The 20,264-nt window shown below is 69.5% G+C and carries 18 protein-coding genes; 10 read left to right on the plus strand and 8 right to left on the minus strand.

Features of this window, described 5'->3' with window-relative positions; translation table 11 throughout:
• Window positions 1–25: 25 nt before the first annotated feature.
• From hutI to ACTJLF_RS17140, 5 genes are all read left to right on the plus strand, one after another.
• Window positions 26–1,264: an imidazolonepropionase gene (gene hutI, locus ACTJLF_RS17120; protein WP_440883568.1), complete on the plus strand. Its 1,239-nt coding sequence runs from the start codon at window positions 26–28 to the stop codon at window positions 1,262–1,264.
• Window positions 1,261–2,643 (plus strand): formimidoylglutamate deiminase, encoded by a 1,383-nt coding sequence (locus tag ACTJLF_RS17125; RefSeq protein ID WP_132751837.1) that lies wholly within the window; start codon window positions 1,261–1,263, stop codon window positions 2,641–2,643. The genes hutI and ACTJLF_RS17125 overlap by 4 nt, the downstream gene beginning before the upstream one ends.
• An 11-nt stretch (window positions 2,644–2,654) precedes the next feature.
• Window positions 2,655–3,470, plus strand: a complete 816-nt coding sequence (gene hutG / locus ACTJLF_RS17130) for an N-formylglutamate deformylase (RefSeq protein ID WP_440883569.1) — start codon at window positions 2,655–2,657, stop codon at window positions 3,468–3,470.
• Between the two features lie 134 nt (window positions 3,471–3,604).
• On the plus strand, window positions 3,605–4,657 hold the full coding sequence (locus ACTJLF_RS17135) for a homocysteine S-methyltransferase family protein (RefSeq protein WP_440883570.1): 1,053 nt from the start codon (window positions 3,605–3,607) through the stop codon (window positions 4,655–4,657).
• 262 nt (window positions 4,658–4,919) lie between these two features.
• Entirely contained in the window at window positions 4,920–5,654 is a 735-nt protein-coding gene (locus ACTJLF_RS17140) for an SH3 domain-containing protein (protein WP_440883571.1), read from the plus strand.
• Between the two features lie 18 nt (window positions 5,655–5,672).
• Here the strand turns inward: ACTJLF_RS17140 and ACTJLF_RS17145 are convergent, their stop codons facing one another.
• The 3 genes from ACTJLF_RS17145 to ACTJLF_RS17155 form a co-directional block, all read right to left on the minus strand.
• Window positions 5,673–6,719, minus strand: coding sequence for an NADP-dependent oxidoreductase (locus ACTJLF_RS17145; protein ID WP_440883572.1), 1,047 nt, complete (start codon window positions 6,717–6,719; stop codon window positions 5,673–5,675).
• Between the two features lie 90 nt (window positions 6,720–6,809).
• Entirely contained in the window at window positions 6,810–7,424 is a 615-nt protein-coding gene (locus ACTJLF_RS17150) for a TetR/AcrR family transcriptional regulator (protein ID WP_132800307.1), read from the minus strand.
• 33 nt (window positions 7,425–7,457) lie between these two features.
• Window positions 7,458–8,399, minus strand: coding sequence for a LysR family transcriptional regulator (locus tag ACTJLF_RS17155; RefSeq protein WP_440883573.1), 942 nt, complete (start codon window positions 8,397–8,399; stop codon window positions 7,458–7,460).
• Window positions 8,400–8,500: 101 nt separating this feature from the next.
• On the opposite strand from ACTJLF_RS17155, the gene ACTJLF_RS17160 reads away from it, so the two are divergent.
• Window positions 8,501–8,941 (plus strand): PACE efflux transporter, encoded by a 441-nt coding sequence (locus tag ACTJLF_RS17160; RefSeq protein WP_019658440.1) that lies wholly within the window; start codon window positions 8,501–8,503, stop codon window positions 8,939–8,941.
• Window positions 8,942–8,965: 24 nt separating this feature from the next.
• Here ACTJLF_RS17160 and ACTJLF_RS17165 read toward each other — a convergent pair whose 3' ends face one another.
• Entirely contained in the window at window positions 8,966–9,895 is a 930-nt protein-coding gene (locus ACTJLF_RS17165; protein ID WP_440883574.1) for a lipase secretion chaperone, read from the minus strand.
• Window positions 9,896–9,902: 7 nt separating this feature from the next.
• A complete protein-coding gene (locus ACTJLF_RS17170; protein ID WP_019658438.1) occupies window positions 9,903–10,820 on the minus strand; it encodes an esterase/lipase family protein in 918 nt (305 codons plus the stop codon).
• Between the two features lie 283 nt (window positions 10,821–11,103).
• Between ACTJLF_RS17170 and metH the strand changes: the two genes are divergently transcribed.
• Genes metH through ACTJLF_RS17190 form a run of 4 tightly spaced genes read left to right on the plus strand, consistent with a single transcriptional unit; the run spans window position 11,104 to window position 17,132 of the window.
• Window positions 11,104–13,842, plus strand: a complete 2,739-nt coding sequence (metH, locus tag ACTJLF_RS17175; protein WP_080647970.1) for a methionine synthase — start codon at window positions 11,104–11,106, stop codon at window positions 13,840–13,842.
• A gap of 52 nt (window positions 13,843–13,894) precedes the next feature.
• Window positions 13,895–15,709 (plus strand): ArnT family glycosyltransferase, encoded by a 1,815-nt coding sequence (locus tag ACTJLF_RS17180; RefSeq protein WP_440883575.1) that lies wholly within the window; start codon window positions 13,895–13,897, stop codon window positions 15,707–15,709.
• Window positions 15,706–16,725, plus strand: coding sequence for a glycosyltransferase family 2 protein (locus ACTJLF_RS17185; RefSeq protein ID WP_354425823.1), 1,020 nt, complete (start codon window positions 15,706–15,708; stop codon window positions 16,723–16,725). Before ACTJLF_RS17180 ends, ACTJLF_RS17185 begins: the two co-directional genes overlap by 4 nt.
• The gene (locus ACTJLF_RS17190) at window positions 16,722–17,132 is read left to right on the plus strand and encodes a GtrA family protein (RefSeq protein ID WP_126184193.1); all 411 of its coding nucleotides are present in this window, start codon (window positions 16,722–16,724) and stop codon (window positions 17,130–17,132) included. Before ACTJLF_RS17185 ends, ACTJLF_RS17190 begins: the two co-directional genes overlap by 4 nt.
• 30 nt (window positions 17,133–17,162) lie before the next feature.
• On the opposite strand, the gene ACTJLF_RS17195 is transcribed toward ACTJLF_RS17190, so the two are convergent.
• The 3 genes from ACTJLF_RS17195 to ACTJLF_RS17205 form a co-directional block, all read right to left on the minus strand.
• Window positions 17,163–18,362 (minus strand): amidohydrolase family protein, encoded by a 1,200-nt coding sequence (locus tag ACTJLF_RS17195; RefSeq protein WP_132800293.1) that lies wholly within the window; start codon window positions 18,360–18,362, stop codon window positions 17,163–17,165.
• Window positions 18,317–19,084 (minus strand): TetR family transcriptional regulator, encoded by a 768-nt coding sequence (locus ACTJLF_RS17200; RefSeq protein ID WP_126184192.1) that lies wholly within the window; start codon window positions 19,082–19,084, stop codon window positions 18,317–18,319. The genes ACTJLF_RS17195 and ACTJLF_RS17200 overlap by 46 nt, the downstream gene beginning before the upstream one ends.
• 106 nt (window positions 19,085–19,190) lie before the next feature.
• Window positions 19,191–19,964 carry a ferredoxin--NADP reductase gene (locus ACTJLF_RS17205; protein ID WP_019658431.1) on the minus strand — a complete coding sequence of 258 codons (774 nt, stop codon included), beginning with the start codon at window positions 19,962–19,964 and terminating at the stop codon, window positions 19,191–19,193.
• Window positions 19,965–20,264 lie beyond the last annotated feature (300 nt).

Genomic DNA, 20,264 nt, shown 5'->3' on the forward strand with positions numbered 1-20,264 from the left:
TGCAGGCGCAACAACAGGAACGACGATGAAACCCGTCATCAACGAATTTCCCTCCGCCGACGGCCTCTGGAGCGGCATCCGCCTCGCCACCGATGCGAACGTGGAAGGCGCCATCGTGGTGGCGCAGGGCGCGATCCGCTGGGTCGGCGCCCGAAGCGCGCTGCCGGCTGAATTCGCCGGACTGAAGCCGCACGACGGCGGCGGCGCACTCGTCACTCCGGGGCTGGTCGACTGTCACACGCACCTGGTCTATGGGGGCCAGCGCGCCAACGAGTTCGCGATGCGCCTGGCAGGCGCCACGTACGAGGAAGTGGCGAAGGCCGGCGGCGGCATCGTCTCGTCGGTGCGCGCCACGCGCGAGGCCGATGAAGACACGCTTTTCGCGCAGGCCGCACCGCGGCTCGAGCAGCTGCTGGCCGACGGCGTATGCGCCATCGAGATCAAGTCGGGCTACGGCCTCTCCCTGGAGCACGAGCGCAAGCAGCTGCGCGTGGCGCGGCGCCTGGGCGAGGCCTATGGCGTGACGGTGCGCACCACCTTCCTCGGCGCGCATGCGCTGCCGCCGGAGTACGCGGGTCGAGCCAATGGAAGTGGCGACTACATCGACCTCGTCTGCAACGAGATGCTGCCCGCGCTCGCGGCCGAAGGGCTGGTCGACGCGGTGGACGTGTTCTGCGAACGCATCGCCTTCTCGCTGGCCGAGACCGAGCAGGTCTTCAAGGCCGCGAAGGCGCTGGGCCTGCCGGTGAAGCTGCATGCCGAGCAGCTCTCGGACATGGGCGGCGCCGCTCTGGCCGCGCGCTACGGCGCGCTGTCGTGCGACCACATCGAGCACCTGTCGGCCGAGGGCATCGAGGCGATGCGCCGCTCGGGCACCGTGGCCGTGCTGCTGCCGGGCGCCTACTACACGCTGCGCGACACCCACCTGCCGCCCATCGCCGCGCTGCGCGCCGCGGGCGTGCCGATGGCGGTGTCCACCGACCACAACCCCGGCACCTCGCCCGCGCTGAGCCTGCTGCTGATGGTGAACATGGCCTGCACGCTGTTCCGCCTCACGGTGCCCGAGGCGCTCGACGGCGTCACCGTGCACGCCGCGCGCGCGCTGGGCCTGCAGGACATGCACGGCGCCATCGCCCCCGGCATGCCCGCCAACTTCGTGCTGTGGAACGTGCGCGAAGCGGCCGAGCTCGCCTACTGGTTCGGACAGCAGCCCGTGCGCACCGTGGTGCGGCAGGGGCGCATCGCCATTGGAGGCAACGCATGACACAAACTCTTTTCGCGGCCGATGCGCTGCTGCCCGAGGGCTGGGCCAAAGACGTCCTGCTGGCGTGGGACGACGCGGGCCGGCTCACGCAGGTGCAGCCCGGCGCGCAGCGCCCCGTCGACACGCAGGCCGCCACCGGCCCCGTGATCCCCGGCATGCCCAACCTGCATTCGCACGCCTTCCAGCGCGCCTTCGCGGGCCTCACCGAACACCGCGCCGAGCAGCACGACAGCTTCTGGAGCTGGCGCACGCTGATGTACCGCTTCGCCGCGCGCCTGGGCCCGCAGCACATGGAAGCCATCGCGACCTGGCTCTATGCCGAGATGCTCGAAGCCGGCTACACCGGCGTGTGCGAGTTCCAGTACGTGCACCACGACGTGGACGGCCGCCCGTACGCCGACGACGCCACGCTGAGCCTGGCGCTGCTGCGCGCGGCGAAGAAGGCGGGCATCGGCTTCACGCTGCTGCCGGTGCTCTACCAGACCGGCGGCTTCGGCGAGCAGCCGCCCACCGAGGGGCAGCGCCGTTTCGTGCGCTCCACCGAATCGATGCTGCGCCTGCTCGAAGCGCTCAAGCCGCAGTGCGACGCGCAGGGCGCGCGACTGGGCCTCGCGCCGCACTCGCTGCGCGCCGTTCCGCCGGAAGGTTTGCGCGAGGCCGTCGCGGGGCTCGAGGCCATCGACCGCACCGCGCCCATCCACATCCACATCGCCGAGCAGACCAAGGAAGTGGACGACTGCGTGGCCTGGAGCGGCCTGCGCCCCGTCGAATGGCTGCTCGACCACGCGCCGGTGGACGAGCGCTGGTGCCTCGTGCATGCCACGCACATGAACGACGCCGAGTACGAATACGCGGCCCGCAGCGGCGCGGTCGCGGGCCTGTGCCCGACCACCGAGGCGAACCTGGGCGACGGCATCTTCGACTTCGCCAAGTGGCGCAGCCACGGCGGCGCCTGGGGCGTGGGCTCCGACAGCCACGCCAGCGTCAACGCGGCAGAGGAACTGCTGATGCTCGAATACAGCCAACGCCTGGCCAGACGCCAGCGCAACGTCGGCGCCAGCGCGGCGCAGCCGCATGTGGCCACCGCGCTCACGCTGGAGGCGGTGCAGGGCGGCGCGAGGGCCTCGGGCCGCGCCACGGGCGGGCTTGCGGCAGGGCAGCAGGCCGACTTCGCGGTGCTCGATGCCTCGCACATCGCGCTGCAGGGACTGTCCGCGCCCGATATGCTTTCCGCCCACGTCTTCGCGAGCCACCGCACCTCGGCCATCGACAGCGTCTGGGTGGCAGGCCGCCCGCGCGTCTCGGCCGGACGCCACGCGCTGCACGACGAAGCCGCCGCCGCCTTCGTGGCCGCGCGCACCCAACTACTCCAGGATTGATCGACCCCACCATGGCCTTCACAACCGCCGAACCGCCTTTCCGCTTCCGCCAGGGCACCCGCCCGCTGCTGATCTCGATGCCGCACGTCGGCACGCACGTGCCGCCCGCGCTGGCCGCGCGCCTGACCGACGAGGCGCGCCAGGTGCCCGACACCGACTGGCACCTCGAGCGCCTCTACGACTTCGCCGACGAGCTGGGCGCCTCGGTGCTGGTGGCGACGCACTCGCGCTACGTGATCGACCTGAACCGTCCGCCGGACGGCGCGAGCCTCTACCCCGGCCAGAGCGTGACGGGCCTGTGCCCGGTCGACACCTTCGACGACACGCCGCTGTACGCGAACCCTGCCGACGTGCCGGGCGAGGCCGAGATCGCCGAGCGCCGCGACGCCATCTGGCAGCCCTACCACGCCAGGCTGGCCGAGGAACTCGCCCGCATCCGTGCGCAGCACGGCGTGGCCGCGCTGTGGGACGCGCACTCGATCCGCTCGGTGCTGCCGCGCTTCTTCGACGGCAAGCTGCCCGACCTGAACCTGGGCACCGGCAAGGGCATCAGCTGCGACCCGGCGCTGGCGCAGACGCTGCTGGGCATCGCCGAGAGCGCCACCGGCTACACGGGCGTGCTCAACGGCCGCTTCACCGGCGGCTACATCACGCGCAACTACGGCAACCCCGCGCAGAACGTGCACGCGGTGCAGCTGGAGATGACGCAGTCGAGCTACATGCAGGAGAAGCTGCCCTTCGACTACCTGCCCGAGGTGGCGGCGGGCGTGCAGCCGCACGTGCGGCGGATGATCGAGGCGGTGCTGGCCTTCGTCGAAGGCCGTTGACGTCAACGGCCTTGGGTGTTCAGGTGGAACGCCGTCGAACCGGCTTTGCCGGGCGACTGGCGTTGCCCCCGGTAGGGGGGAGGAGAAGCGACACGAAGTGCGCGTAGCCTGGGGGCGAGCGAGAATATGAGGTTATGAAGCCCCTCGTCTACACCCGCGGCCAGGCCCTGCCCGGCATCCTCGCCAAGCGCATCGCCATCCTCGACGGCGCCATGGGCACGATGATCCAGCGCTTCAAGCTCACCGAGGAGCAGTACCGGGGCGAGCGCTTCAAGGACTTCGAGCGCGACGTGAAGGGCAACAACGAACTGCTGTCGCTCACGCGGCCCGACGTGATCCGCGACATCCACGAGGGCTACCTCGCGGCCGGCGCCGACCTCATCGAGACCAACACCTTCGGCGCGACCACCATCGCGCAGGAGGACTACAAGATGGCGCATCTCGCGCGCGAGATGAACCTCGAATCCGCCAGGCTCGCGCGCGCGGCCTGCGACAAGTTCAGCACGCCCGACAAGCCGCGCTTCGTGGCCGGCGCCCTCGGCCCGACGCCCAAGACGGCGAGCATCAGCCCCGATGTGAACGACCCGGGCGCGCGCAACGTCAACTTCGAGGAGCTGCGCGCGGCCTACTACGAGCAGACCGCGGCGCTGGTCGAAGGCGGTGCCGACGTGATCCTGGTCGAGACCATCTTCGACACGCTCAATGCCAAGGCCGCGCTGTTCGCGGTCGACGAGTACTTCCACGACAGCGGCCAGCGCCTGCCGCTCATCATCAGCGGCACGGTGACCGACGCGTCGGGGCGCATCCTCAGTGGCCAGACCGTCACCGCGTTCTGGCACAGCGTGCGCCACGCACAGCCGCTGGCCATCGGCCTGAACTGCGCACTGGGCGCGGCGCTGATGCGCCCCTACATCCAGGAACTGGCGCGCGTGGCCGGCGACACCTTCATCAGTTGCTATCCGAACGCCGGCCTGCCCAACCCGATGAGCGACACCGGCTTCGACGAGACGCCCGAGGTCACCTCGCGCCTGCTGCACGAGTTCGCATCGGAAGGGCTGGTGAACATCGTGGGCGGCTGCTGCGGCACCACGCCCGACCACATCGCGGCGATCGGCAAGGCGGTCGAGCCGATGGCCGGGCGGGTGCTGGGCAGCAGCGCGGCTGGTTTCTACAAGGAAGCGGCGTAGCTGGTTCTCCCCCAGGCTTCGCGCACTTCGTGTCGCTGCGCCAACCCCCTTCCGGGGGCAACACCTGCGGCCCGGCGAAGCCGGTTCCGCGGTGTTTCTGGCTCTCCTTCTGGCTCTCCTCCAGGCTTCGTGCACCTCATGGCGCTGCGCGGCCTTCTTCCGGGGGGGGACGTCTGCGGGCCGGCGGAGCCGGTTCCTCGGTGTTTCTGGAATCAGGTGTGCGCTGATTGACGGGCTGGAGCCCCCGGCCTAGGCTGGGGCGATGAACTCACTCGCACATCGCTGGGCTGCCGTGGGCGCGCTGGCCCTGGCGCTTCCGCTCGCGGCGCAGGCGCAGCAGGCTTTCACGCGCGGCGGGGTCAACCTGCGCGCGGGTCCCTCGGGCGACTATCCGCTGGTGGCGCGGCTCGGGCCGGGGCAGCCGCTCGAGGTGGTCGGCTGCACGAGCGGCTACGGCTGGTGCGACGTGGTGCTGCCCGACGGCGGGCGCGGCTGGGTCTGGGCGCGCAGCATCGACTACGCCTACCAGGAGCAGCGCGTGCCGCTGGCCACGTACGGCGCGCTGATCGGCGTGCCGATCATCGGCTTCGCGATCGGCAGCTACTGGGCCGACTACTACCGCGACCGGCCGTGGTACGGCGACCGGCGCTGGTGGGGCAACCGGCCGCCCCCGCCGCCCGTGGCGGGCTGGCGTCCGCCGCCGCCGGTGCGTCCGGGATGGCAGCCGCATCCGTGGCAGCCGGGGCACGGTTTCCGCCCTCCCGGTCCGGGGTTCCGCCCGCCGCCCGGTCCCGGGTTCCGGCCGCCGCATCCGCCCGGCGTTCGTCCGCCGATCGATCCCGGCGTCAGGCCGCCGCGCCCGCAGCCGGGGTTCCGCCCGGGGCCGCCGCCGGGCATGCCGCATCCGCATCCCGGCGGGGGAGGGCATCGCGGGGGCGGCCATGGTGGACATGGAGAAGGCCGCGGCGGCGGCCACGGCGGCGGGCACCGGCACTGACGGCACCGCCCGTCCGTCTCAATCTCCGGCGACGCGCACCACGCGCTTGCCGACGTTGCGGCCCTGGAGCAGGCCGATGAATGCGGCCGGCGCGTTCTCCAGGCCGTCGATGCGGTCCTCGCGCAGCGTGATCTTCCCGGCCTCCACCCATCCGTCCATCTCGCGCCGAAACGCATCGAAGCGCTCGCCGTAGTGGTCGAGGATGACGAAGCCCTGCATGCGGATGCGCTTCTGCAGCAGCGCCGCCGTCAGCAGCGGCAGCCGGTTGGGCCCCGGGGGCAGCGCCTCGCTGTTGTAGTCGGCGATGTGCCCGCACACCGGCACGCGCGCGCCGATGTTGAGCAGCGGCAGCACCGCGTCGAACACCGCGCCGCCGACGTTCTCGAAGTACACGTCGATGCCCTGGGGGCAGGCGGCCGCGAGGCGCGCTGCGAACTCCGGATCGTGGCGGTCGATGCAGGCGTCGAAGCCCAGCACCTCGACCGCGTGGCGGCATTTCTGAGCACCGCCGGCGATGCCGACCACGCGCGCGCCCTTCAACCTGGCGATCTGCCCGACCACCGAGCCGACCGCGCCGGTCGCGGCGGCCACCACCACCGTCTCGCCGGCCTTGGGCTGGCCGATGTCGAGCAGGCCGACGTGGGCGGTGAAGGCCGGCATGCCGAGCCCGCCCAGCGCGAGCGAGGGCTGGGCCATGTCGCCGAGCGGCATCAGGTCCTGGCCGTCGGACAGCGCGTAGTCCTGCCAGCCGGCGTTGCCGAGCACGAGATCCCCGGGCAGCAGGCGCGGATTCCGGGACTCGACGACGCGGTTGACCGTGCCGCCCGGCATCGGCTCGCCCACCTGCACCGAGGCGGGCGCGTAGAGCGGCGGCACCTCGTCCATCAGCTGGCGCATGTATGGATCGAGCGACAGGTGCAGCGTGCGCAGCAGCACCTGGCCCTCGCCGGGCACGGGAACGGCGGCTTTCTCGAGGCGGAAGTTCTCCGGCGTGGGAAGGCCGCGCGGCCGGGCGGCGAGGACGATGCGGCGGTTGACGGTGTCGACAGTGGCGGGCTGGGACATGTAGCGTGGCTCCTTGGTTAATAGACCAGTCGTCTAGTGGATGGCCGAAAAAAAGCGGGAGCGCGTTTGCCTCCCGCCTGGTGATTTCCTTCAGTGGTCCGAAGACAGGCCCAGCTGCTGCCGGGTGTCGCGCATCGCCGCGTCCAGGGACGAGCGGTCGCGCGTGATCTTGGCCAGCAGGCTGGCGCCGAGCCAGCGCTGGTAGAGCGCGACGGCGACCCCCTGGGCGTCCTGTCCCTGCGGCATCGCCTTGATCGAGCCGTCGGCCTGGCCGGCCTCGATGCAGCTGGCGAGCCGTTCGGTGATGCCGCGGGTGCCGCGCGCCAGCGCCGCGCGCATGCTCTCGGACAGGTCGCAGACCTCGGCGCCGAGCTTCACGACGAGGCAGCGGCTCTGCGCTTCCTCGCCGGTCTGGGAGTCGAGCCAGTCGTCGAAATAGGCGATCAGGCGCTGGGCGGCGGTGCCGGAACCCTCGGTCAGCAGGGCGTCGGTGCGCCCGAGGTACTCGCCGAAGTAGGCCTCGAGCACCGCCTCGCCGAACACTTCCTTGGAGCCGAAGTAGTGATAGAACGAGCCCTTCGGCACCTTCGCCGCGGCCAGCACTTCGGCCAGCCCGACGCCGGTGAAGCCCTTTCGCAGCAGCAGCGGATGGGCTACGTCGAGGATGTGCTGGCGGACGTCGGTGGTGGGAGCGGCGGCGTTCATGGGCCGCACTCTAGCGTCTATTAGACCAGTCGTCTAGCTCGTCGGGCCGGCAGTTTCGCCGCTGACCTTGGGGCTGCACTCGCCCGCCGCGGCCCGTCCCTTGGCGATCAGATTCACGAAATGCTGGGCTCCCAGGCCGAGTGGGCGCTCACGTGACCACACCACGTCCACCCACAGGTCGAGTCCATTGCTGAGGTTCTCGAAGGGAATCTCGACCAGCGCACCCGCCGCCACGTGCGGCCGCGCGAAGTTGCGCGGCAGCCAGCCCCAGCCCAGTCCGGCGGTGATCAGGCTCAGCGCGGCCAACGCGTTGTCTGAGCGCCAGACGTGGCGCGCGAAGACGAATCGCGGGTCGCTGGTGGCGAGGTCGCGCCCGGCCACGACGATCTGGCGGGTGTTGGTCAGGTGGTCCTCGCGCAGCCGGCCGCCGTTGGCTGCGAGCACCGGGTGGTCGGGCGCCATCACCGCCACCATGAGTTCGCTGCCCACTTCCTGGAAGCCCTCGCGCCCGTCGAGGCTGGGCCGTTCGAACACCAGCGCGAGCTGCGCGCGGCCGCTGTGCAGCAGCGCCAGCGCGTCGGCCTGCGGCGCGGCAAGCACCTCGACCTGCAGCAGCGGATGCTCCCGCGCCAGCTCCGACAGCGGGCCCGTCCACGGGGCGGCCAGCAGCTCGGGCGCGATGGCCAGGGTGAGCCGGTCTTCCAGTCCCTGGGTGAGGGCGAGCGCCTGCACCTGCAGCTGCTTGAGCTGCGACGCCAGCAGCCGCGCCTGCGGCTCCAGCGAGCGCGCAGCGGCCGTGGGCTGGGGCTCGCGGCCGCTGCGGTCGAAGAGCTGCAGGTCGAGCTCGGCCTCGAGGTTGGCGATGGCCATGCTCACCGCCGACGGCACCCGGCGCAGCGCCCGCGCGGCGGCCGAGAAGGAGCCGTGGTCGATCACGGCCAGGAAGACTTCGACGTTGTCGCTGGAAAAAGCCATGGCGCCCGATCTATCAGTAAAACTGAAATAAGTTAACTTTTTATATCAGCAGATGACAAATAAAGTCCGGTCATCGCATCAACGAACACAGAGAGAAAGTCATGCAAGGGATCCAGCGCCGCATCGTCTACATCACCCTCTATGAAGGGATCGCCATCGTGGCCGCCAGCGCCGGGCTGGCCCTGATGACGGACGCCGGCCTGGGCCATTCGGGCGTCCTGGCGGTGGCAGCGTCGGTCATCGCGGTGATCTGGAACCTGGTCTTCAACTCGCTCTTCGAGCGCTGGGAGTCGCGCCAGGCCGTGCGCGGACGCAGCCTGCGCCGCCGGATCGCGCACGCCATCGGCTTCGAGGGCGGCCTGATCGCCTTCCTGGTGCCGATGTTCGCCTGGGGCCTGGGCGTGTCGCTCTGGCAGGCGCTGGTGATGGACCTGGGGCTGGTGGTGTTCTTCCTGGTCTACACCTTCGTCTTCAACTGGGCCTTCGACCGCGTGTTCGGCCTGCCGGCTTCGGCCGCGGCGAAGGTGCCGGTGGCGGCCTGATCGCCGTTCGGGAAGGAACAGAAATCAAGGCGGCGCGGCCGCCTTTTTCCTTGTGCCGGCCGCCCGCATCTCCAGCGCGGCCTGCAGGCGCAGCGCCTCCTGCGGCGTGAAGAGCTCGGCCTGCAGCTGCGCCCGTGTGGCCTCGTCGGCGGCCGCGTAGCGCGAGAGGCGGCTCTGCCAGTCCTGCTCCTGCTGGTCGAGCGCGGCGAGCCGCTGCGCCGCCTCGTGGCCGTACTGCTTCGAGCGTTCCTCGAAGCGCTCCTGCGGGCTGGCGCCGCGTGCTTCCAGCGCGGCGGTCTGCTCGCCCACGGCCAGCTGCGCGACGGAGGCCGTGCGGTCGGCGCGCTGCTCGGGCGTGAGCCAGGTTTCCTCGGTCTTGACGAGCGCCTGGCGTTTCTGCTCGGGCGTGAGGTTCGCGTTGCGCTCGATCTCCAGCTTCTCGACGCTGAAGCGGTCGAATTTCTCCTCGGCGCCGAACAGGCCCTCCACCTCCTCGGGTGCGAAGTAGCGCGAGCGGATGCCGGCGCGCGCATCGAGGATCCGGCGCAGCCTGGCAGGGTCTCCGATGCTGGCCGCGGGCAGCGCTTCGAGCGCGATGCGGTAGTCGATGTAGCGCTCCAGCAGGCCCAGCGCGCGCACCCGCCATTCGGGCGGCAGGTACCTGTCGATCTTCGCGCGCATCTCGGCCATCAGGCCTTCCCGGTCGCGGGCCTGGCTGCCGTCGAGCATCTGCTCGAAGGTGCGCAGCAGGGCGGGCGTCAGCAGCGGATCGGGGGCGTGGGGGCTCGTGCCGGACGCGGCGGTGGAAACGGCCGGCTGGGCGGACGACGCGGCCGGCAGGGCCGCGGATGCGACCGCGGGAGCCGGTGCCTCCTCGCCCCCGGCCAGCCACCACGCCGCGCCCGCAGCCACCACCAACGCCGTCGCGAGCGGCCACAGGAGCTTGCGGGGCATCGTCTCCTCAGAGGCCGAGCTGCTTCAGCTTCGCCGCCTGGTTCACGTACAGCGTCACCGGGCTCACCGAGAACAGGTCGCGCAGCCCGAGCATCTGGTTGACCTCGTCCAGGTGGTTCTGCCTGTAGCTGCCGAGGTAGGTGCCCAGGTGCGAGCTGCAGGCCGAGGCGAGGCCATCGTTGGCCTCGCCGTGCACCACGCTCAGCAGCGACAGCGGGTAGTCCGAGGCGTCGAACACGTTGGTCAGCGGCTGCGTGCCCGACCAGGAGAAGTAGCGCACGCCATTGACCAGCTCGGCCCCGTTGCCGCAGGCGGTGGTGGGCACGCCGTCGGGGAACTTGGCGTTGAACTTCGCGGAGCCGGCGGTGTTGAGCGACTCGAGGGCGCCCAGGCCGCTCTGCGGCGTGTTGTTGCCCGAAAGGATGCCGATGAGGCTGGAGAAGGCGTTCACCGCGCTCACCACGACCGCGCGGCTCAGGCTGCCTTCGGGCAGCGTGTTGCCCAGCAGGTCGGCCACCTTGCTGCCCTTGTGCGGGCTGCCCACCGTGGTGACGGAGGCCACCAGCTGCGGCGCCACGCCCGAGACGTAGCGCGCCGTGGGGCCGCCGTGCGAATGGCCGATCAGGTTGACCTTGCTCGCGCCGGTCAGCGCCAGCACGTCCTTGACCTGCTTGAGCAGCTGCTCGCCGCGCACCTCGCTGCTGTTGGTGGCCGCCACCTCGGCGACGAAGACCTTCGCGCCCTGCGCGCGCAGCTCGCCCGGAATGCCGTACCAGTAGTCGATGCCGGCGATGGTGTCGAAGCCCAGCATGCCGTGCACCAGCACGATCGGATAGGCCGTCTGCGCGCTGGTGCCGGCCGCCTGCGCCGTCTGCGCCAGGGGCGCGAGCGCGAGCATGCCGCCCACGAGCAGCGCGCCGGCCATCCGCCGGACCGTGCCGTCCTTGCTGTCCGTCGTCCTTGTCCTCGAAGCCGCAATCCTCTTCGCCAGTCGAATCATCGGAACTCCCTTGTGGGTTGATCGGTTTGGGGGCACGCAAAAACGAACGAGCGTGCACTTTTCATTCTGCGAAACCGACCGGGCAGGATCGATCCGGACTTTCCCTTTCATGAATCGGACTTACTCCTGCAGCACCTGCGGCGCAGGCGAGGGCGATAGACTCCCCCAACCCGCGCACGAATAACCGCTTTTGCCTCCGAGTCCAACCATGTCTTCCCCAATGCCGCCTCCCATGAAGCTCTCAGGCCTGGAGCCGGTCTCCATCGGCGAAGGCACGCTGTTCGTCAACATCGGCGAGCGCACCAACGTCACGGGCTCCAAGGCCTTCGCGCGCATGATCCTCAACGGCCAGTTCGAAGAAGCGCTGGCCGTGGCGCGCCAGCAGGTCGAGAACGGCGCGCAGGTGATCGACGTGAACATGGACGAGGCCATGCTCGACAGCAAGGCCGCGATGGTGCGCTTCCTCAACCTCATCGCCAGCGAGCCCGACATCGCACGCGTGCCGGTGATGGTCGACAGCTCGAAGTGGGAGGTCATCGAGGCGGGCCTGCGCTGCATCCAGGGCAAGGGCATCGTCAACTCCATCTCCATGAAGGAGGGCGTCGACAAGTTCAAGCACGAGGCCATGCTGGTGAAGCGCTACGGCGCCGCCGCCGTGGTGATGGCCTTCGACGAGAAGGGCCAGGCCGACACCTACGCGCGCAAGATCGAGATCTGCGAGCGCGCCTACCGCATCCTGGTGGACGAGGTGGGCTTCCCGCCCGAGGACATCATCTTCGACCCGAACATCTTCGCCATCGCCACCGGCATCGAGGAGCACGACAACTACGCGGTCGACTTCATCGAGGCCACGCGCTGGATCAAGCAGAACCTGCCGGGCGCCAAGGTGTCGGGCGGCGTCTCGAACGTGAGCTTCAGCTTCCGCGGCAACGACCCGGTGCGCGAGGCGATCCACACCGTGTTCCTGTACCACGCGATCAAGGCGGGCATGGACATGGGCATCGTCAACGCCGGCATGGTGGGCGTGTACGACGAGGTCGAGCCCACGCTGCGCGAGCGCGTGGAAGACGTGGTGCTCAACCGGCGCCCCGACGCCGGCGAGCGCCTGGTCGAGATCGCCGAGAGCGCCAAGGGCGCGGCCAAGGACGACAGCAAGAAGCTCGAATGGCGCGGCACGCCCGAGCAGCCCGTGCCGGTGGCGCAGCGCCTGTCGCACGCGCTGGTGCACGGCATCACCGAGTTCATCACGCAGGACACCGAAGAGGCCTACCGCGAGATCCTCGCCAAGGGCGGCCGCCCGCTGCACGTGATCGAAGGCCCGCTGATGGACGGCATGAACGTCGTGGGCGACCTGTTCGGCCAGGGCAAGATGTTCCTGCCGCAGGTGGTGAAGTCGGCGCGCGTGATGAAGCAGGCCGTGGCGCACCTCATTCCCTACATCGAGGAGGAGAAGCGCCAGGACGAGGCGGCAGGGCGCGACGTGCGCTCCAAGGGCAAGATCATCATCGCCACCGTGAAGGGCGACGTGCACGACATCGGCAAGAACATCGTCACCGTCGTGCTCCAGTGCAACAACTTCGAGGTGGTGAACATGGGCGTGATGGTCCCGTGCCACGAGATCCTCGCGAAGGCGAAGGTCGAGGGCGCGGACATCGTGGGCCTGTCGGGCCTCATCACGCCGAGCCTCGAGGAGATGCAGTACGTGGCCGGCGAGATGCAGAAGGACGACCACTTCCGCATCCGCAAGATCCCGCTGCTGATCGGCGGCGCCACCACCAGCCGCGTGCACACGGCCGTGAAGATCGCGCCCCACTACGAGGGCCCCGTGGTCTACGTACCCGACGCCTCGCGCAGCGTGAGCGTGGCGCAGTCGCTGCTGTCGGACCAGGCGGCCGCCTACATCGAGGAGATCAACGCCGACTACGTCAAGGTGCGCGAGCAGCACGCCAACAAGAAGCAGGTGCCCCTGTGGCCGCTCGCGAAGGCGCGCGCCAACAAGACGCCCATCGACTTCGCGAACTACCTGCCCCCTTGCCCCAAGTTCATCGGCCGGCGCGTGTTCAGGAATTTCGACCTGACCGAGCTCGCGAAGTACATCGACTGGGGCCCGTTCTTCCAGACCTGGGACCTGGCCGGCCCCTTCCCGGCCATCCTGAAGGACGAGATCGTCGGCACCGAGGCCGTGCGCGTGTATGCCGACGGCCAGCGCATGCTCAAGCGGCTCATCGAGGGCCGCTGGCTCAGCGCGAGCGGCGTGGTGGGCTTCTGGCCCGCCAACACGGTGAACGACGACGACATCGAGCTCTACACCGACGAGTCGCGCAGCGAGGTGGCGCTCACCTGGTACGGCATGCGCCAGCAGACCGAGAAACACGAGATCGACGGCGTGATGCGCCCGAGCCGCTGCCTGGCCGACTTCGTCGCACCGAAGGGCAGCGGCGTGAAGGACTACGTCGGCATGTTCGCCGTCACCGCCGGCCTGGGCGTGGAGAAGAAGGAGAAGTACTTCGTCGACGACCTCGACGACTACTCCGCCATCATGCTCAAGGCCCTGGCCGACCGGCTGGCCGAGGCCTTCGCCGAGGCGCTGCACCACCGCGTGCGCACCGACCTGTGGGGCTACGCGAGCGACGAGGGCCTGAGCAACGACGACATGATCGCGGAGAAGTACCGCGGCATCCGCCCCGCGCCCGGCTACCCGGCCTGCCCCGACCACAGCGTGAAGAAGCCCATGTTCGACCTTCTGAACTGCGCGGACATTGGCATGAGCCTGACGGAAAGCCTCGCTATGATGCCCGCCGCCAGCGTGAGCGGGTTCTACCTGAGCCACCCCGATTCGACGTACTTCAACGTCGGCAAGATCGGATACGACCAGTTGCAGGACCAGGCTGCGCGGCGCAAGGAAAGCGAAGCCGACCTCGAGCGCCTGCTCGCGCCCAACCTTTGAACCTGCCGGCCGGCGCGGCCGTCCGGCACCGGGAGTCGTTATTCAGAAGCTGATGTTTGCAGCCGCGCACTACGCGGCCCTGGCGGTTTTCGTGACGGGCTGCTGGGGCTATGGACGCGCGCTGCTGGGCCGCCTCGCGCCGCCCCCGCGCCGCGACGCGGGGCTCGAGGCCGCCATGGCCGTGGCCCTGGGCGTGGGAATCTTCATCTGCGCCTTCCAGGCGCTGGCCATCTTCGGCGCCTTCAGGACCGGCGCGACCGCGGCGGTCGTCGCCGTGGGCGTGGTGGCCGCGGCGCTCCAGCTGCCTGCATGGCTGCGCGAGCGGCGCGCGCTGCTGCTTGCGAACCCGCCGGCGGCGCCATGGAGCTACGTCGAGCGCGTCGCGGCGATCGCGCTGGCGCTGGTCGTGCTGCCCGCGCTGGCCGCACCGCTCGCGCCGCCCATCGCCTTCGACGAGCTGATGTACCACCTGCCCTATGCGCGGCAGGTCGCGGAGCAGGGCTCGCTGGGCATCCACGACTGGCTGCGCTACCCCTGGTTCCCGTACAACTACAACCTGCTGTATGCCGGCGCGCTGCAGCTGGGCGACGACGTGCTGCCGCACTTCCTCAACGGGCTGGCCGGCGCGCTGTCGGTGGTGATGATCTACCGCCTCGGCATGCTGCACGCCAACCGGCTCACCGCATGCATCGGCGCGGCCATCTGGCTGGGGCTCGGCGACTATTCCAACGCGCTCATCGACATGGGCGTGGCGCTCTTCGTGCTGTCGGCCTGCGTGGCGCTGTGGTGGTGGCGCGAATCCGAGGTCGGCAAGCCGGCGCACGGCGGCATCCGCTGGCTCGGTGTCGCGGCCTTCTGCCTGGGCTTGGCGGCCGGCTCGAAGTACCAGGCGCTGATCTTCCTGCCGCTGGTGGCGCCCTTCGTCTTCCGCCACGAGCGCAGCCTCAAGGCCTGGGCGCTGGTGTTCGCCTGCTTCCTGCTGCCCTGCGTGTACTGGTACGCGCGCAACGCCATCATGACGGGCGACCCCTTCAACCCCATCGGCGCGCGCGTGTTCGGCTTCACCGAATGGACGCCGGCCGACTATGTGCAGCAGGTGGCCGACGTGCGCGTGCATGCCGAGCTGCCCAACGCGCTGCTGTGGTCGGTGTTCTTCGCGCCGTTCAGCCCGCTGTGGAAGCGCTCCGCCGCCGTGCGCGCGGCCGGCTGGTTCTGCCTGTACTCGGTGATCGTCTGGGTCGTGACCTCGCGCTATCCGCGCTACCTGACGGCCTCGTTCCCGCTGCTGGCGGCCATCGCGGCCGTCGGCTGGCAGGTGGTGTTCGGCTGGATCGTCGCGGGCTTTCGCCGCCTGGCGGGGGCCAGGGCTCCGGCGGCCGACGTGCCTCCCGCAGTCGTCACTGCGCGCACCCCCGCCCGCGTGGGCGATTGGGCGATCGTGCTGCTGCTGGCGGTGCTGGCCGCGGTTTCCGTGCGCCAGACGGCCACCAAGGTCGCGCTGATCGCGACCACCCCCGAGGCCCGCGAAGCCGTGCTGCGCAAGCACGTGCCGGGCTATGCGGTCATGGACTACCTGCGGCGTACCGCCAAGGGCCGCGTCTACCAGATCGCGCTGAACGAGGCGATCTACTACGGCCCCAACCCCATCTGGGGCGACACGCTCGGGCCCTGGCGCTATACCGACTTCGGCAAGCTGTCGGGCGGCGACCTCGCGCGCAAGCTCTCGGGCATGGGCTTCGTCGCGGTGGTGCTGCCCGATACGGTGGTGCCGGTGTTCACCGCGCGCGTCGATTTCGACAAGTACTTCGCCGTGCAATATCAGCAGGACGGCAGCCGGGTCTACCGTATCCTTCCCGCCGCACCATGAACGACGCCGCAGACATCTCCAACAGCATCCGGCAAGGCCCCGGCGGCCATGTCGGCGGCGGCCTGCGCGTCGCCGTGGTGATCCCCTGCTACAACGAGGCGCTGGCCATCGAGCAGGTGGTGCAGGGCTTTCGCGCCGCGCTGCCCGAAGCCGACATCCACGTCTTCGACAACAACTCCAGCGACGACACGGCAGGCGTGGCGCGCGCGGCCGGCGCCACGGTCACCCACGTTGCCCTGCGCGGCAAGGGCAACGTGGTGCGGCGCATGTTCGCCGACGTCGATGCCGACGTTTACGTGATGGCCGACGGCGACGCCACCTACGACGCGGGCGCCGCGCCGCGCCTCATCGAGCGCCTGGTGCGCGACAACCTCGACATGGTGGTCGGCAGCCGCGTGGACGACGGCCAGGACGCACACACCTACCGCGCCGGCCACCGCTTCGGCAACCGCATGCTCACGGGCGCGGTGGCGCAGCTCTTCGGCGGCGGGCTCACCGACATGCTCTCGGGCTACCGAGTGTTCTCGCGGCGCTATGCCAAGTCGTTCCCGGCGCTGTCGCGGGGCTTCGAGACGGAGACCGAGCTCACCGTGCACGCGCTCGAGCTGCGCATGCCCTATGCGGAGGAAGCCACGGCCTACAGCACGCGGCCCGAAGGCTCGGTGAGCAAGCTCTCGACCTACCGCGACGGCTGGCGCATCCTCAAGACGATCTGCAAGCTGTTCGTGAGCGAACGGCCGCTGCAGTTCTTCTCGATCATCGGCGCGCTGCTGGCGCTGATGTCGATCGTGCTGATCGTGCCGGTCGTCATGACCTACGTGCACACCGGCCTGGTGCCCCGGCTCCCCACCGCGGTGCTGGCCACCGGCGCAATGCTGGCGGCGATGCTGTCCTTCGTGTGCGGCGTCATCATGCAGGCCATCACCCTGGGGCGGCGCGAGGCCAAGCGGCTGAGCTATCTCGCGATTCCCAGCGTGCGCGAACGTGCGGCCCGCGCGGCGGGCGGTCCGCGATGAAGATCGGCCGCGAGTTCCTCGCCTTCGCCGTGGTCGGCGTGATCGGGCTGGTGGTCGACGTGGTGGTGCTCTACCTGCTGGCGCCGCTGCTGGGCTGGTACGCGGCGCGCGTGGTGTCCTTCCTCTCGGCGGCGACGACCACCTGGGCCTTCAACCGCCGCTACACCTTCGCTGCGAGCGCGGCCGGCGCCGCATCCGGCCGTTCCGTCTGGCGCGAATACCTGGGCTACCTCGCGACCATGACCGCGGGCGCAGTGCTCAACTACGGCGCCTACGTGCTCACGCTGCACTGGGTGGAAGGCCGATGGGCTGCGGCGCTCGGCGTGGCGATCGGCAGCGTTGCGGGCATGGGCGCCAACTTCCTGTCGGCGCGCTATCTCGTCTTCCGCTCGCACCGCGGCGGCTGAAGCCAGCCGGCGGCGGCGAGGGGCGTTCGCTCAGTGCGCGCCCGAGACGACCACCGGGATCTCGGTCGCAGGCGGCGTGTTGCGGCTGCGGCCGCAGCGCACGATGCCGTCGATCATCACCATGCCCACGCCCGGGATGTCGCCGAGCTGCACGCTCTCGAGCAGCCCCGGCGCCGGCGAATGCTGCGCGCGGTCCATGAAGACGAAGTCGGCGGCACGGCCCACCTCGACGAGCCCGCAGTTGAGCTTGCGGATCTTCGCGGTGTTGCCCGTCGCGAAGCAGAACACCAGCTCGGCCGGGATGTTCGCGATGGACGACAGCATCGCCACCATGCGCAGGATGCCCAGCGGCTGCACGCCCGAGCCCGCGGGGCCGTCGGTGCCGAGGATCACGCGGTGCGGGCACTTGAGTTCCAGCGCCGCCTTCGCGGCGGCGATGGCGACCTTCTCGTTGCCGTTGTGCACGATCTCGATCGCGCGCGAGCTCTTCTCGCACAGCTCGCACACGTGCGCCTCGGGCAGCGAGGTGTGGCCGCCGTTGATGTGGCCGATGACGTCGGCGTCGGCCTCGAGCACCACGTCCTTGTCGATCAGGCCCGAGCCCGGGATCGAGGGGCCGCCCGTGTGGATCGTGCTCTGGATGCCGTACTTGCGCGCCCAGGCCACCATCTCCTTGGCCTCGTAGCCGGCCTTGACCGAGCCCAGGCCCACTTCGCCGAGCAGGCCCACGCCGGCCTCGGCGAGTTCCTTGAAGTCGCTCTCGACCATGCCCTTCTCGATGACGGGCGCGCCCGCCAGCACCTTCACGCCGCCGGGGCGGAAGTTGTCGAAGGCGCGCTGCGCGGTGATGGCCAGTGCCTTCAGGCCCAGGATGTCCTTGGGGCGGCCGGGCAGGTGCACCTCGCCGGCGGAAATCATCGTCGTCACGCCGCCGTGCATGGTGGAGTCGATCCAGCCGAGCTGGCCCTGGCGCGGCGTCCAGTCGCCGAACACCGGGTGCACGTGGCTGTCGATCAGGCCGGGGGCTACGCAGGTCTTCTTCGCGTCGATGACGGTGACGGCGCCTTCGAGGTCGCAGTCCTTTTCCTTGCCGACCGCGACGATCAGGCCGTCGTTCACGACGATGGTGTCGGCATCGAGGATGGGCTTGTCGATGTCGCCCGAGAGCAGCAGCCCGATGTTCCTTATGACGACCTTGCCCGACTTGCCGCCGGTTGCGATTTCTGCCATTTCGATGTGTCCTCGTGGGATGGGGTGGAGTTGTTCTCTTCGTCCTGCGGCTCGTCGGCGTCGGCGCGCACGGTGCGCAGCAGCGTCTCGATCACGAAGTCTTCCCAGTGCGCGATGGCGTCGGGCGACTCCAGCGGCTCGCCGAGGAAGGCGGTGAGCGTGTGCCGGTTGGATGTGTAGAAGTAGCCCGTGGACGCGATCAGCAGGTAGATGTCGCGCGCCACCAGGTCCTTGCGGAACAGGCCCTGCGAGGCGCCGCTCGCCAGGATCTCCGCGATGATCGCCACCGCGCGCGACGAGTATTCGCGCGCGCGCAGCGACTTCGAAATGTGCCGGCCCTTGTGCAGGTTCTCGGTGTTCAGCAGCGTGACGAACTCGGGGTTCTTGCGGTAGTAGCCCAGCACGAAGCGGATGACCTCGGTGAGCGCGTCCACCGGCCTCGAGGTGTCGAGCGCGATGGCGGCCTCGGCATCGTCCATGCGCTGGTAGATGCCTTCGAGCACCGCGATGAAGAGGCCTTCCTTGCTGCCGAAGTAGTAGTAGATCATCCGGTCGTACGACTTCGCGGCCTTGGAGATCTTCTCCACGCTGCCGCCGTCGTAGCCGTACTTGGCGAAGACCTTGGTCGCGGCCTTCAGGATGCTGTCGCGCGTGGCCTGGGCGGCCGCCTCGCGCACACCCGTGCGGCGCTGCGGCTTGGTGACGGCAGCCTTGCGTTCCATTACAGGCGGTCGCCGCCGGGCCGCCCCAAGGCGGACCGCGCCTCCCCCTCGGGGGGAGGAGTTGCACGCGCGAAGCGCGTGAAAAGCCGGGGGGCCGACATTGACATTACTTCTCGGCGAAGGCGCGCTCGACCACGTAGTCGCCGGGCGTGGAAGTGTTGCCTTCCTTGAAGCCGCGCTTTTCCAGGATGTGCTTCAGGTCCACCAGCAGGCCGGGGCTGCCGCACAGCATGACGCGGTCTTCCTCGACGTTCAGCGGCGGCAGGCCCAGGTCGTCGGTGAGCTTGTTGCTCTCGATCAGGTCGGTGATGCGGCCCTGGTTGCGGAACTCCTCGCGGGTGACCGTGGGGTAGTACAGCAGCTGCTTCTCGATCATCTCGCCCAGGAACTCGTGCTTGGGCAGGTGGTCGGTCACGAGGTCGTGGTAGGCCAGCTCGTCGACCTGTCGCACGCCGTGCACCAGGATGACCTGCTCGAACTTCTCGTAGGTGTCCGGGTCGCGGATGATGCTCATGAACGGTGCGAGGCCGGTGCCGGTGCCGAACAGGTACAGGCGCTTGGCCGGCAGCGTGTAGTCGATCAGCAGCGTGCCGGTGGGCTTGCGGCCCACGATGATGGTGTCGCCCACCTGGATGTGCTGCAGCCTCGAGGTCAGCGGGCCGTCTTCCACCTTGATGCTCAGGAACTCGAGGTGCTCCTCGTAGTTCGGGCTCACGATGCTGTAGGCGCGCAGCAGGGGCTTGTTGTTGACCTTCAGGCCGATCATCGTGAAATGACCGTTCGAGAAGCGCAGGGCCGGGTCGCGCGTGGTGGTGAAGGTGAACAGGCGATCGGTCCAGTGGTGGACGCTCAGGACGCGTTCTTCGCTGAATGCACTCATACGGAACTCAAGAGTTGGTTGGTAACAGGGGAGGTTGGCTGAGCCTGCGCGCACGCCTTTGGGGCGAAAGCCGCCGGCCGGCTCCGAACCCTCCATTGTCGTTGGTCGGAGAAACCCCGATGAACGCCGCTAGAAAACACCATTGCAAGCATCGGGCCCGTTTGCTACATTGACCTTTGATGTAGTGAATGCAACATGAAAGTGTAGGGAATGCTACACAAACGGAAGTCGATGCACAAGCGGGCGGACGGCACGTTTGTTGCAAACCCCGACAGCCCGGATTCGCACTTCGCCCAACAC

Source organism: Variovorax sp. 22077, from assembly GCF_052044195.1.
Classification (GTDB): Bacteria; Pseudomonadota; Gammaproteobacteria; order Burkholderiales; family Burkholderiaceae_C; genus Variovorax; species Variovorax atrisoli.